The sequence below is a fragment of the Halomonas sp. genome, from assembly GCF_052095695.1.
GTDB lineage: Bacteria > Pseudomonadota > Gammaproteobacteria > Pseudomonadales > Halomonadaceae > Vreelandella.
Genome location: NZ_JBQDLQ010000082.1, coordinates 1,380 through 14,896, shown reverse-complemented (window position 1 = coordinate 14,896; position 13,517 = coordinate 1,380). Strand labels below are relative to the sequence as shown.

Genomic DNA, 13,517 nt, shown 5'->3' with positions numbered 1-13,517 from the left:
GATTTTCGAATATGGCCCTTGCTGGATTCCAACAAGTTACTGAGTTCCAGGATTTTCATATCAATATCGGGAATCGTGAGATCAGAATAGCGGGCAATTTTACTGGGCTCGCCGGATCGCAGCGCTTCCATCATGGGATGAATTGGTTTCAGCTCGTCTTGATAGACCGCTTTCAGAATGTTGGCCGTAATCCGTTCCGTACCCGTCACCACCGCACGTATTTGTGAAAGCACAAACAACTTGATCACAACGTCCATGATGCCCTGAGAGAGATCAAACCACAGATCTCTTAATTCGTCGGCGATCTCCTCACTGGCCTTGGTCAGCCACTGGTATTTCCAGAGTTTGTTCGTGAACGCGCCCCATTCGGTACGCAGTACATTCTCGCCAAGTGCAGGCTTTTCCATAGGCTCCCACAATATTGAGCCAAACCCGGCGCCACGGCGTGCAGAGCGCAGGTCCATTTCAAATATTGGTCTGGCTTTTGGTGTGCCAACCATTACAACCGGGATAGAGATCTCATTCACCAAGGTCACGAAAAAATTCAGCATTTTTTCAGCACCACCCGATGCCCGAAGGCTCAAATGTTGAATCTCATCAATCACCAACAGCCCGATGGCGTGGGTATTTGCCAAATGCGACATCACGGCAATCAGTGTTTCTACGCCATGACGCTTTTCAGCGTAACGCTTGACGTAATTTGTGGCTAAAACGGAATCAATTTCCCGGAAAAAATTGTGGCACAGGCTTTTGAGAGAACCATCGTGCGGGCAGTCAATTTTCAAAAATACGATTTGTGTGAAGTTATGCACTGGGTGGTGTATCAACTGCGGGTAGGTTGCCAGAATACGGTTAAGCGAACTGGTCTTTCCAGAACCAGAACACCCGATAAACGCCAGGCTTTTCGCTGTCGATTCAACATGGTCAAACCGGAATGCTGACAAATTTCCCTGCATGATGCGCTCGTACCCATTCTGGATATGGGTCGAGAGATCTCCGGTGGCCAGGTTTCTTCCAACATAACCCTGACGCAGCATGATCGAGATCTTGGATTCCAACTCTACGTGTCGCGCTAACGGCTGAAAGAAGCCATCCAGAAGATGAGAGATAATATGTATTCTGGTCTCGCCATCGAGATAGATGTCAGCCGGTCGGAGTTCTATGGTTCCGCCAAGTCCGTCTCTAAGCTGCTTGCGCTCAAGGATAGGAGGCAACGCCTCGATGAACGGATTTCCCTGGTAGCTCGGAACGCCCGTCTCCCGGTAAACAGCACTCACCATGCCTGAGGGTAGAGTCATTCGTCGTCTCCAAACAGCTCATCCAGGAAATCCGGGAAAGCACCGTCGTCCGGTTTTCCATGAAGGTAGGTTACATCAGATTTTGGTTTACTACTGGCAGGCTGCCGTGCTTTCGTTTGTTCGGCTCTCTGCTCATCCCGCTCTTGCCGGCGATTATCGCGTATCCCTCTGATTGTTTCGGCTTTGGGTTGTTTGGGTAGGGCTGGGCGGGAACGCTCAGCGTCTTTTAGAGTTTTACTGACCAGGCTTTCTAGGTCTCGCTTGCTTGTTGTCTCGGCTACTTTCGCAGCGCTGATAGCTTTTCGCTGCTCTTCCTGACTGACCCATAACTCCCACATCGATTTGCCGCGGTACTGGCGAGAGCGATCCGTCAGAGAGCACACCCAGTATTCTGAACTGCCCTTTTCGGGGAACAGATAGATATGATCAGCCACTGCCGGGTCATAGGCTGCTTGCAGATCAGTGATTCTGCGGTCTCCATTACGATGCAGCCAACCGGATCCCAATAGCTCTTTCGATGTGTAGTAAGCGCCAAAACAGCTGACGCCCAGATCAGAAAGGTAGACTTTGTTACGCGGCAATAAAGCAATCCGAAGGGCCTCTTCTGATACATTCTTTAATCGACCGGTTCGGTATTGTATGCCCCAATTCCAGATATTGAGCGGGGTTAACGCCATATCATTTGGAATATCCGGGTCACGGTCGTACTTCGACAGTACCGCATATTGGTTCCGGTGAAGGATGGAGGCGAGCATGATGCGAGTGAAATCATCCAGAGTCAGTGTTGCATCCAGCCGGTAGTCTTTTCCGCCCTGCTTTCTGATTTTTGTGGCTGTCACCACGCCAGGCACAAAGGGTTTGAATTCCGCCTGAAGAGTTCGGAAATAACGCTCAACAATCCCTTTTGCATCGCCTCGGTAAGGTGGCGTGATTTCAATGCGGACACCGAAAGCGTTCTCCAGGGATTCAATCTGGTACCCAAGTAATTCCCCACGATCGGCTAGGATCGCATCTGGCACCCCAACGGTGGGCCACTGCTCCGGAGTAATCTCCACACCATAACGGGCACATAGTTCGGACTTGTCTGACATCGACGTAGCCAGAGCTCTCATGGCCGTGACATAGGATGGGTTTTCCAAACCTATATAAAAGCCCGTCACCATGCGGCTAAAAACATCAACTACCACGTACAGAGTAGGACGACCAATGACTCGTTGCCGATCAGCGGATAACAGGTAAATATCCGCAATCGTCGCATCAATTTCATACCTTGAGCCGGGTCCCAGAACTCCTGCTGTGGCGGTCCCTATCAACGGCCGGACATCTTTTTGGTAGGAGATTTTGTTTGCCTTTAGGCGAATGCGGTCCGCATTCTGGTACTCTCGGTGGTAAAAATATCTTATTTGATCCAACGTTGGATAATCTTCTGGCCGTACAGTCGGGTTGGCGGCCTCGAACATATCGATGAATCGTCGATGGGCGTATGGCAATGAGTAGCCCTTGTCATTCACGTAGTACCGGTCAAGCACCAAGCGGAACATCTTTTCGATGGGGGAGTCGACGGTAACCCCAGTACCCGGCGAGATTTTTCGAGGCCGACCCAATTTCTTCCTGGAACTTTTTTTCTGACCTTTTCCACCGGATTTGCGGTAATCAGGCAACAGCGCGTTGGGCATCGCGCCACGCTGCCAATACTGCCGAAGGTGTTTATAAAGCGATTTCCTCGGCTTGCCGGTTTCGTCGCTACGCGACTGAACCAACTGCCCCCTGCCACTGCGGTAAAAAACTTCCTCATCAGCGAGCAAAGGGGCAATTAATTCGTACCGTTGATCTCGAATTATCTGGGCTTTACTTCCGTGTTCCACAGGTAGCGAGGCGAGTTCCTGATGTGAATCCTCTGTCCGGCGGAGTGTCTCATCAAATATCCACTGCTCAATCTGAACCCTTGTAACCACCTCCGGCCAGGCTTTATCTGAGTCAATATTTATCCAGATAGCATGCTGTCCTGCCAGTGCCAGTATCCGGTACCTTTCCTTCCCAAACCTGAAGACGTCATTGATTCGCAGCATAACTCGCCCTCAGCAACGCGATGTCCTCAACCACCTGCAGATCTTGTGATACCAATTTGGTCCATGGGATCGATATATCAAATGTTAGCGCCTTTAAAGCCGCTAGCGCCCGTAACCGAGCGAGCGATGTCCCCGGCTCAAGCGAGTATGACTGGTCAACCAGCATGCCCAGCTCCGGCAGCCTGGTATTCGGGTTTTGTGCCAACACATCGACGTAGACTGGCAAGCTTCGAAACAACACTTCCACGCTTTCGCTTTGTACTCGTGCCGAGTAAAGCAGATCCAGATTTTCCATTATGGTGTGAGGCATCTGCTTCTCAGTTATCAGATACCAAGGGATACCTTTAAGTTTCCAATACCGACGCTCAATTTCCAGTTTTTCGACTGTGCGCGGATCCATGAGGTCGGATGAGACTTTCACCTGGATCGCCAATCTCTGTGGCCCGGACGGCGTGGAAAGGTCAACCACAAAATCGCTGGACATGATCTGGTGGTATCCGCCTGCTTCGGGATGGCGAATATTGGCTTGCTCAGCCAGTGAGAGGGTCTCTTTTATTCGGAGAGGAAACTGTTCACGGATATCGGTGACATCCGGGTTCCATTCAAGTAACAGGAACGCAGCCAGCTCTGTATCGGAGAAGAAATGATGAGTTCGTCCTGTCAGATGACCCATCACCCGGTGCGAGCGCCCCTTGGAGGATAGGTCTCGGACTGTCAGCCAAGGATGGTAATCCTTACCGCTGCCTTTACCGCGTTCTTCTTTGATCCACTTATGGGTTTTCTTGTCGAGTTTGTAGTCGGCCATTCCCTATCACTCCCGAGGAGAATAGCCTGACTTTGCCACATCGACTGATAGTTACCAACTTTATTACAAAGTTACCAACTCTTTTATCTTGTTACCAACTTTATTACCATCCCACAGAACACACGGCATCAGCCGTCATTCTTATTCCACCGTAACGCTTTTCGCCAGGTTGCGCGGCTGGTCAACATCGGTGCCTTTCAGCACCGCCACATGGTAGCTCAGCAGCTGTAACGGCAGGGTGTACAGTAGCGGCGCCAGCGCTTCGTGCACGTGTGGCAAGGTCAATACACTAATATCTTCCTGAACAGCGATACCCACTCGCTCATCGGCAAATACAAACAGCTGACCACCGCGGGCACGGACTTCCTGAAGGTTGGATTTAAGCTTTTCAAGCAGGTCATCGTTAGGCGCCACCGAAATAACCGGCATTTCACTATCCACCAGCGCCAGCGGGCCGTGTTTCAGCTCACCCGCGGGATACGCTTCTGCGTGAATATAGGAAATTTCTTTGAGCTTCAGCGCGCCTTCCAAGGCGATCGGATAATGCGCGCCGCGCCCCAAGAAAAGCGCATGCTGCTTTTCCGCAAACGCCTGGGCAAGCGTTTCAATGTTGCTGTCCAACGTCAGGACTTGTTGACACACCTCAGGCAAGGTTTTCAACGCGGCAATAATATCCGGATATTCAGCCTGTCCCTTGGCTTTACTCACTGACAGCGTCAACAGCATTAGCGCGACTAGCTGAGTGGTAAAGGCCTTGGTGGAAGCAACGCCAATCTCAACGCCTGCGCGAGTCATCAAGGAAAGGTCAGACTCTCGCACCAACGAGCTTCCCGGTACGTTACAAATCGCCAACGTGCCAACATAGCCAAGCGTTTTGGCAAAGCGCAAGGCGGCTAGTGTATCGGCGGTTTCACCCGACTGGGAAAGCGTCACAAACAGGGTATTGTCAGGCACTACGGGGTGACGGTAGCGATACTCAGAAGCAACTTCTACCTGAACCGGTACACCGGCGTAGCGTTCAAGCCAGTAACGCGCTACCAAGCCTGCGTGATAGCTCGTACCGCAGGCAATGATATGTACTTGGCGCGTCTGTTTAAAAAGCGCCTGCGCATCGGGGCCAAAGCTCTCTACTAACACGCTTTGATCGCTCAACCGGCCTTCTAGTGCCGCCTCGATAACCTTTGGCTGCTCAAAAATTTCTTTCAACATGTAGTGACGGTATTCGCCTTTGCTAGCAGCGCTATCGCCGTGTTTAAAAGTATGAATCGGGCGTTCAACGTCGTTACCATGGCGATCAACAATGCGGATGCTGCCCTGCGAACGCAGCTCAACCAAATCACCCTCTTCAAGATAAATAAAGCGATCAGTTACTGGTAATAGCGCTAACGGGTCAGAGGCTAAGAAAGCTTCATCAATGCCTACGCCAATGACCAGCGGACTGCCCTGGCGAGCGCCAACAACCACGCCTGGCTCTGCTGCGCACATCACGCCGAGTGCGTAAGCACCGCCTAGTCCGTTCACAATCTGCTGGGTAGCGTCAAATAGAGATAGCCCATCGTCTAGCTTTTCAGAAAGTAAGTGAGCAATCACTTCGGTATCAGTTTCTGAACTGAACGTATAGCCGCTGCACTGTAGGCTATCTTTGATATGTTCATAGTTTTCAATAATACCGTTGTGCACTACCGCTACCTGGTTGTCATGCACCAGGGAGTTGCTGTGATGCGGATGCGCATTCGCTTCAGAGGGTTTACCGTGGGTTGCCCAGCGAGTATGCGCAATACCTGAAAAGCCCGGCAGTGCGGCGGTATCCAAACGCGCAGCAAGAGCCGCGACTTTTCCGAGCGCTCTGTGGCGAGTCAACGCGCCATCATTAAATACCGTCATTCCGGCCGAATCGTAGCCGCGATACTCCAGGCGTTTTAGCCCTTCTAACAGAATTTCTTGAACGTTGCGCTGGGCAACGGCGGCTACAATGCCACACATAATCAATCTCCTGAGCTATTCACCCATGCTAATTAATCAACAAGCAAAACGGTAAATCAGGTCTTTTAATGATTGTTAGCACCGTTTTCTAAAACGTTAACGTTATAAATTAAACTTTATAATCGTGGCTTTATCACCTTGCTGGGGCGTTGCCATTCATTTTTTTCTATCTGACGGCTCCGCGTTACCGCCAACGCATACTCGGTGACGTCTTTTGCAATGGTTGAACCTGCCCCGATGGTGGCCCCTTTGCCTACCGTGACCGGTGCCACCAATGAGCTGTTAGAACCAACAAAAACGTTATCACCAATGTCTGTGTGATGTTTGTTCGTACCGTCGTAGTTACAGGTAATCGTACCGGCCCCCACATTAACATCGCGCCCTAAACGTGCATCGCCTACGTAGCTTAAGTGATTAATCTTACTACCTTCACCCACATCGGCATTTTTGGTTTCAACAAAATTGCCTACTTTGGCTTTCACCGCCAGCCGCGTACCGGGACGTAAGCGTGCGAACGGGCCTATCTGATTAAAGCCTGCCGCCACGGCGCCTTCTATAACGCTGTGAGTATCGACGACGCTTTCTGCACCAATAGTGCTATTTTTAATTACACAGTAAGGGCCAATACGCACGCCTTCACCTAACTCTACTTCACCTTCAAACAAGCAGCCCACATCGATAAACACATCGTGTCCGCAGATCAAACTCCCGCGTATATCTAGACGTGCGGGGTCAGCAAGCGCAACGCCTTGTTCCATTAATTGATCAGCCAACTGCTGTTGGTAGGCGCGCTCCAACCGAGCCATTTGCGCCCGATTATTGACGCCTTCGACTTCGACAGCGGTGGCCGGTTGGGCAGTACACACCTTAATACCTTCATCCGCCGCCATCGCAATGACATCGGTAAGATAGTACTCACCCTGCGCGTTTTCCGCCGAAAGCTGCGGCAACCAGCGCTTTAACTGAGCGCTAGTCATCGCCATGATGCCGGTATTGCATTCGTTAATCGCGAGCTGAGCGCTGAGGGCATCTTTTTGCTCAAGAATGGCCACTGCATCGCCTGCAGCATTACGCATAATTCGCCCATAGCCGTTGGGATCATCCAGCGTCACCGTTAGCAGCCCCATGTGCTGCTCATCCACGTGGGCTAACAGCTCGCTCAATGATTCATGCTGCAACAGCGGCACGTCACCATAGAGAATCAATACGTTGCCGTTGCCTAGCTGCTCAAGCGCTTGGGCGACAGCGTGACCAGTGCCCTTCTGCTCGGCCTGAACGGCAAAGTCCACGCCGCTTTCTGCCAACGCTTCGCGCAGTTTGTCGGCACCATAGCCAATGACCACATGAATGCGGTCAGGATTTAGCGCAAAGGCTGAATCCAGCACGTGCTGCACCATCGGTTTACCGGCCAACGTATGCAGTACTTTAGGGGTATGTGACTGCATGCGTGTACCTTTACCCGCTGCGAGAATGACAATATCCAGTTCTTGCATGTTATTCACCTGCTACGGGGGGAACGGTGGTGGTTACCGGCGCCGGTAACGGCTCAATGCCCTGCTCATCTATCAACGTTTTGCCAAAATAATTAACAAACTCAGGGCTGCCGACGCTGCGCCACGCATCACCATCATGAATAAGCGTTAATATCCTAAGGTTGTTATCGAGCGCCATCTGCATGGCGTCTTCTTCACCCACCACCAATAGCGCGGTCGCCCAGGCATCTGCCCAAGCGTTAGAAGGATGAAAAACAGACACAGAGGCAAGCTGGTGAGTCACCGGGCGCCCTGTGCGTGGATCAATGGTGTGGGAAAAACGCTCACCGTCAACGTCAAAGTAGTTGCGATAGTCGCCGGACGTCGCCACGGAGATGCTTTCTAACGGAAGAATATGCTGAGCCTGCTGCTCACCATCTTCAGGCACTTCAATGCCAATGCGCCACGGTGTTTGCTCTTCTTCATCACGCAGGCCGCGAGCAATAAGATCCCCGCCTAAGTTCACCAAATAATGGGTGATATCCTGCTGATCTAGATAGGCGGCCACTCGATCGGTCGCATGGCCTTTGGCAACGCCTGAAAGATCGACAAACACATCGCGGGTACGTCGCGCCTGCATATTCTGGGTATCGATCTCGATGGCATCAAAGCCCACCTGGGCGAGCTGTTCGGCTAATGCTTCATCGGTAGGCACTTGCTCAGGTCGTGCGCCGGGTCCAAAACTCCATAAATTCACCAGATCGCCCACGGTAATATCAAATGCGCCCTGGCTTGCCGCGGCCACTGATTGGCTAATGGCCAACACTTCAATCAGCTCATTAGAGAGCGGCTGCCATTCGTCCAACGGCGCCTGGTTGAAAGCGATTAGCTCTGAATCATCTCGATAGGTCGACATCGCGTGATCCACGCTTTCTAACTCTGCCAAAAATCCTTCTTCTAACTCTCGCGACTGGCCTTGCGTGAGGGGATCCATAATAGTCACCTGATAAAAGGTACCAAAAATGTTCCCTTCATAGCGTACGGGCGGCTCCAGCGGCCGGTCATTTTCTGAGCAGCCTGACAATACCAACAGGGCACTCAGCAATGCACCTAACACTATCAGCCCGCGTCCCCACCTGATCGTGCGTTCAACACACTTTTTCTCATCAGAACTTTTCATCGTTGCTTTGCCCTAGCTATAAAGCCTTAAAAGAGACGTTCTTAAAAATGAAAGAACCACAGCAGCCAAGCGCCGAACAGTACCCGATAAACCACAAACGGCTGCATCCCCAATTTGTTAATAACGACTAAGAAATAGTGAATACACAGATAAGCGCTTAGCCCTGATATCAGAGTGCCCGCCAACATCGCCACCCAATCAATCGACTGCGGTGATTTAAATAGTCCAACGGCTTCTAAGCCACCGGCCAGCACAATCACGGGGATCGAGAGTAAAAAAGAAAACCGCGCAGCGCCTTCTCGGCTCATTCCCACCATCAGCGCTGCCGTAATAGTAATGCCCGAGCGCGAGGTGCCCGGAATCAATGCCAGTGCCTGAGCGCCACCAATAATCAATACATCCTTTAAGCGCAGCTGATATTCGCTTCGCGTTCCGCGCTTGCGCCAATCGGCATAACCCAACAATAGACCGAAACTAATTAAACTGATGCCAATAATTAACGTAGAGCGCATATAACCAGAAATAGCATCGTGGAGCAGTAAACCTACAAGTCCCACGGGGATCGTTGCTATCGTCACCCAAAAGGCCAGTCGCGCGTCTTCATTGATACCTTTACCGCGGAGGGCAGCCAGGCTGCTGGTGATCATTTGTCCAATTTCCTGTCGGAAATAGATAATGACCGCGGAGAGGCTGCCTAAGTGCAGAGCAACATCGAAGGCTAGACCTTGATCTTGCCATTCTGTCAGCACAGGCACCAAAATCAGGTGAGCAGAACTTGAAACGGGTAAAAATTCGGAAATACCCTGAACAACCGCTAACACCACCACCTGGAGCCAATCCATAAATAATCCTGTGTTTAAATCAATTTGATGGGTTGCAATGTCGCCTAAGGATACACATACACTAATTCTTTGTCCGCCATTGCCTTTACTGATATTCACTAGCTCAGACGCTCAATAACGCCACTTCATCGCTTGGAAGCAGTAGATGCTATAGAGGATCATGAGGAGTACGCTACAATAGCCACTTATTGAAAGCCTGCGTCCTTGCAAGGTACCCATGACTCAGACCACCGACACACCAGTGGTTCAAGACCACAAGCAACAAAGCCAAGAAGCTAAGCGCGTCACCTATATTGGTGCGTGGCTGGATGCGCTGTTGAGCATCGTCAAAGTGACGGTCGGCTTTATGGTGGGTTCCGCGGCACTGATCGCTGACGGTATTCATTCGCTGTCTGATTTAGTCACTGATGGATTCGTGCTGGCGGCTATTCATTATGGTCGTCAAGAGCCCGATAAAGATCACCATTATGGTCATGGCCGGATCGAAACACTGACGACGTTACTACTGGGCAGCGTGTTGATTTTCGTGGCAGGCGGTATTGCTTGGTCGAGCCTGGCCCGCTTGTTTAGCGGTGCTGAGGTCAACGCTCCGGGGCTGCTGGCCATTGTCATTACGATCATCGCGCTGTTTAGTAAAGAGTGGATTTTTCGCTACACCATGCGCGTTGCCAAACGCGTTAAGTCTAGATTATTAGAAGCCAACGCCTGGCATTCTCGTAGCGATGCCTTATCCACCGCCGTCGTATTAGTCGCATTGATTGGTGCCCAGTTCGGCTTGGGCTGGCTAGATGCCGTGGCTGCCATCATTGTTGGTTTATTGGTCGGCAAAGTGGGTTTGGACTTATTGTGGGAATCCGCACGCGAACTTGTCGATACGGCGCTACCGCTGGATGTGCAAAATCAAATGCATGACGTAGCCTGCAGCATCCCTGGGGTAGATAGCGTGCATGATTTGCGAACCCGCCAATCAGCAGGTTGGGTAATGGTTGACCTACATGTCGTGGTAGGCCCTAAAATTACCGTTTCGGAAGCCCATGAAATTGGCAACGAAGTCAGCCGCCGCCTGCGCCATGAATTCCCAGCGCTTACCGACGTGATTTTCCACGTTGATCCTGAAGATGATGCAGGTGCCGGTGACCCAAGCCGCCTACCTGGGCTACCGCTGCGCCCGGAAGTAGAGGACGCGCTTAATAAGCGCTGGTACAAACACCCGGTATGGAGGACCCTCAACGAACTGCAGCTGCATTACCTAGACGATAAAGTGTCGGTATCGCTAATTATTGATGATGCAGTTAACCAGCCCCCCCAATGCCTCGCTAGCCAGTTAAAATCACTGGCTAGTGACATTGAATGGTTAGGGCATGTTGAGGTGATGTTCATTACTCGCGCTGCCAGTAGCTCAATGCGCTAGTCTTTTTACCATACAGCAACAACCATACAGCCACTTAAACGATCACTAATGCTGACAACTGCTTGGATGTCATGAATTCGCTAAATATCGCCCTGTTCAAACTGGTCAACGCTTCCCCTGATTCACCTGCTTGGTTAATAACGCTGGCATATACCTGCGCTGTAGATTTGATGTGGCTAGTACCCGCGCTTTTCATTGTCGGCTGGCTGCGTGGCAACGAACCGCTCAAGCGATCACTGTTAGAAGCACTCATCGCAACGTTGCTAGCCCTTGCAGCCAGTAGACTTATCGGTACGCTATGGCCGATGCCCCGCCCCTTTATGATTCCCATCGGCGAGTCGCTGATAGAGCATTCTGCAACCCCCGCTTTTCCTAGCAATCACCTGACCATTCTAACCACGATAGGTATTAGCTTAATGCTACACAGCCACTCCCGACGTATCGGTGGCTGCTTACTATTGCTGGCCATCCCTGTTGCCTGGGCAAGAATATTTATGGGCGTTCACTTCCCTCAGGACATGGCGGGCGCTGTACTGCTGTCAGTATTAACCGCAATACTGGTAGGATTCAATCGCGCTTGGTTAGTGTTACCTGTGTACGAACACGTTGCCAAGCGCTTTTATCATCGGCTATTTGCACCACTCATCAGCCGCGGCTGGGTGAGGCGTTAAGCGGCAGAGAGAATAGCCGTTGCAATCGTGAAGTAGATCAACACGCCGGTGGCATCAATTAAGGTCGTCACCAGCGGCGCAGACGCGGTGGCGGGATCGACCTTAAAGCGCTCAAGCACGAAGGGTAGGCACATGCCGATCAGGCTGCCAAACAGCACAATAGTCACCATGCTAAGCGCCACCACCATGGCAACGGCTTCGCCGCCTCGGAAAATACCAATGGGAGCGACCGCGATTGCCATGGTCAGTCCTAATGCGCCAGCGACGAGCAACTCTCGCCCAAGCATCTTGCTCCAATCTTTTACACCAACATCACCCGTTGCCATACCACGCACCATCAGCGTGGCTGCCTGAGCCCCCGCATTACCGCCACTACCAATCAGCAGAGGTAAGAAGAAGACCAGCGCCACCTGCGTAGCGATAATATCTTCAAAATAGGCAATGCCCGCGCCGGAAAACAGGTTGGCAAACACCAGCAGTACCAACCACGTTACCCGCTTACGATAGAGACTCCAAAGCGGTACACGGCTAACACCATCTTCTAACTGGCCGATCGACATCCCTTTATGGAAATCCTCGGTGGCCTCAGACTCGGCCACGTCCATGGCGTCATCGTGGGTTACAATCCCGACCATGCGCTCATCTGAATCAATCACTGGCAGCGCCAAGAGGTCGTAACGCGCAACAATACGGGCGACTTCTTCCTGCTCTTCATCAACCCGCGTGCTAATGACATCTTTGATCATGATGTCATCCACTAAAGCACCAGGACGTGCCACCATTAATTGGCGAAGCGACATCGTACCCATTAGATGCCCTTCACTATCCAGTATATAGAGTTGATAAACCGTTTCTGCATCTGGGGCTGTTTGACGTACCCGCATCATCGCTTGAGACACCGTCATGCCACTGGCTATGGCCACATAGTCAGAGGTCATAATGGCGCCAGCGGTGCCCTCTTCGTAGCTTGAGAGCCGTTTTAGGTCCTCACGCTCTTGATGCGCCATACTGCGCAAAAGTGCTTCGCGTCGGTCATCATCCAGCAAATTAAACAAATCGGCTCGCTCATCCGAGCCCATCTCTTCAAGTAGTTTGAGTGCCTGACTATCGTCCAGTTCTCCGACCACCTCGAGCTGGCTTTCGCCGGGCAAATAGCCCAGTACGTTAGCAGCCCGCTCGGCAGAAAGAATATCCAATAAAGAGAGCGCCGCCGTCAGCTCTTCATCGTCTTCAATCATCTCTTCGAGAACTTCACCAATATCCGCTGAGCGGATTTCAGCCAACCGCAACGCCAATATAGATTTGCTAGGCGCTTCTTTGGCTAGCTCATTGAGTAGTTCGGCTTTTAATGCCTGCAGGCTTTCTTCATTCAGTGCCATAGTTCGTTCTCCCCTTCACGCTGACAAGCATCGTGCTACCGATCTAGTCCACCATATTAATCGATCGTACTAATTCGTCGTACTGACAGCCAAAAAAAACGCCCCTTAAACCCTGACCAGCAGGTTTAAGAGACGTTTTCACACGACAAGCGCGCGGTTGTTAGCCTTTACCCGCCTTTTTGCGTAGCTGCTGGATGGTGCGCAGCTGAGCAGTGGCTTCGGCAAGTTCGGCGGCAGCTCGAGTATAATCCAGCTCCGTCGACTTCTCATTAAAGGCTTTCAATGCCTGCTGACGCGCTTCTTCGGCAGCGGCCTCATTGAGGTCGCTGGCACGGGAAGCCGCATCGGCCAGAATCGTCACCACATCCGGCTGGACTTCCATGAAGCCACCCGAGACAAAGAAGTTC

General features: G+C 51.6%; 11 protein-coding genes. 2 read left to right on the top strand and 9 right to left on the bottom strand.

Going from position 1 to position 13,517, the window contains the following annotated elements; genetic code table 11:
* The 7 genes from ACTH5D_RS14250 to ACTH5D_RS14220 all read right to left on the bottom strand — a co-directional run.
* A partial coding sequence (locus ACTH5D_RS14250; RefSeq protein ID WP_441672368.1) for an ATP-binding protein occupies positions 1–1,298 on the bottom strand: 1,298 nt, incomplete at its 3' end.
* Positions 1,295–3,367, bottom strand: a complete 2,073-nt coding sequence (locus tag ACTH5D_RS14245; protein ID WP_441672366.1) for an integrase catalytic domain-containing protein — start codon at positions 3,365–3,367, stop codon at positions 1,295–1,297. The genes ACTH5D_RS14250 and ACTH5D_RS14245, both read right to left, overlap by 4 nt.
* On the bottom strand, positions 3,351–4,172 hold the full coding sequence (locus tag ACTH5D_RS14240; protein WP_441672364.1) for a TnsA endonuclease N-terminal domain-containing protein: 822 nt from the start codon (positions 4,170–4,172) through the stop codon (positions 3,351–3,353). The genes ACTH5D_RS14245 and ACTH5D_RS14240 overlap by 17 nt, the downstream gene beginning before the upstream one ends.
* A gap of 141 nt (positions 4,173–4,313) precedes the next feature.
* On the bottom strand, positions 4,314–6,155 hold the full coding sequence (gene glmS, locus ACTH5D_RS14235; RefSeq protein ID WP_441672362.1) for a glutamine--fructose-6-phosphate transaminase (isomerizing): 1,842 nt from the start codon (positions 6,153–6,155) through the stop codon (positions 4,314–4,316).
* A 116-nt stretch (positions 6,156–6,271) separates the two neighbouring features.
* Positions 6,272–7,648: a bifunctional UDP-N-acetylglucosamine diphosphorylase/glucosamine-1-phosphate N-acetyltransferase GlmU gene (glmU, locus tag ACTH5D_RS14230; protein WP_441672360.1), complete on the bottom strand. Its 1,377-nt coding sequence runs from the start codon at positions 7,646–7,648 to the stop codon at positions 6,272–6,274.
* A 1-nt stretch (position 7,649) separates the two neighbouring features.
* Positions 7,650–8,744 carry an FAD:protein FMN transferase gene (locus ACTH5D_RS14225; protein WP_441672370.1) on the bottom strand — a complete coding sequence of 365 codons (1,095 nt, stop codon included), beginning with the start codon at positions 8,742–8,744 and terminating at the stop codon, positions 7,650–7,652.
* 104 nt (positions 8,745–8,848) lie between these two features.
* Positions 8,849–9,649 (bottom strand): undecaprenyl-diphosphate phosphatase, encoded by an 801-nt coding sequence (locus tag ACTH5D_RS14220; RefSeq protein ID WP_441672358.1) that lies wholly within the window; start codon positions 9,647–9,649, stop codon positions 8,849–8,851.
* Between the two features lie 217 nt (positions 9,650–9,866).
* Between ACTH5D_RS14220 and ACTH5D_RS14215 the strand changes: the two genes are divergently transcribed.
* Together ACTH5D_RS14215 and ACTH5D_RS14210 are read left to right on the top strand one after the other, a co-directional pair.
* On the top strand, positions 9,867–11,060 hold the full coding sequence (locus ACTH5D_RS14215; protein ID WP_441672356.1) for a cation diffusion facilitator family transporter: 1,194 nt from the start codon (positions 9,867–9,869) through the stop codon (positions 11,058–11,060).
* 71 nt (positions 11,061–11,131) lie between these two features.
* A complete protein-coding gene (locus tag ACTH5D_RS14210) occupies positions 11,132–11,731 on the top strand; it encodes a phosphatase PAP2 family protein (RefSeq protein WP_441672354.1) in 600 nt (199 codons plus the stop codon).
* Here ACTH5D_RS14210 and mgtE read toward each other — a convergent pair.
* Together mgtE and ACTH5D_RS14200 are read right to left on the bottom strand one after the other, a co-directional pair.
* Complete coding sequence (gene mgtE, locus ACTH5D_RS14205) at positions 11,728–13,110, bottom strand: magnesium transporter (protein ID WP_441672352.1); 1,383 nt, start codon at positions 13,108–13,110, stop codon at positions 11,728–11,730. The genes ACTH5D_RS14210 and mgtE overlap by 4 nt on opposite strands.
* 160 nt (positions 13,111–13,270) lie before the next feature.
* Positions 13,271–13,517: ATP synthase delta/epsilon chain alpha-helix domain-containing protein (locus ACTH5D_RS14200; RefSeq protein WP_441672350.1), on the bottom strand; the 247-nt coding region annotated here is incomplete at its 5' end.

Bases quoted from the DNA above. Each gene is read 5' to 3' on its own strand.
- ACTH5D_RS14245 (WP_441672366.1), bottom strand. From the start codon at position 3,367: ATGCTGCGAATCAATGACGTCTTCAGGTTTGGGAAGGAAAGGTACCGG.
- ACTH5D_RS14210 (WP_441672354.1), top strand. From the start codon at position 11,132: ATGAATTCGCTAAATATCGCCCTGTTCAAACTGGTCAACGCTTCCCCT.
- ACTH5D_RS14240 (WP_441672364.1), bottom strand. From the start codon at position 4,172: ATGGCCGACTACAAACTCGACAAGAAAACCCATAAGTGGATCAAAGAA.
- glmU (WP_441672360.1), bottom strand. From the start codon at position 7,648: ATGCAAGAACTGGATATTGTCATTCTCGCAGCGGGTAAAGGTACACGC.
- ACTH5D_RS14220 (WP_441672358.1), bottom strand. From the start codon at position 9,649: ATGGATTGGCTCCAGGTGGTGGTGTTAGCGGTTGTTCAGGGTATTTCC.
- ACTH5D_RS14215 (WP_441672356.1), top strand. From the start codon at position 9,867: ATGACTCAGACCACCGACACACCAGTGGTTCAAGACCACAAGCAACAA.
- mgtE (WP_441672352.1), bottom strand. From the start codon at position 13,110: ATGGCACTGAATGAAGAAAGCCTGCAGGCATTAAAAGCCGAACTACTC.
- glmS (WP_441672362.1), bottom strand. From the start codon at position 6,155: ATGTGTGGCATTGTAGCCGCCGTTGCCCAGCGCAACGTTCAAGAAATT.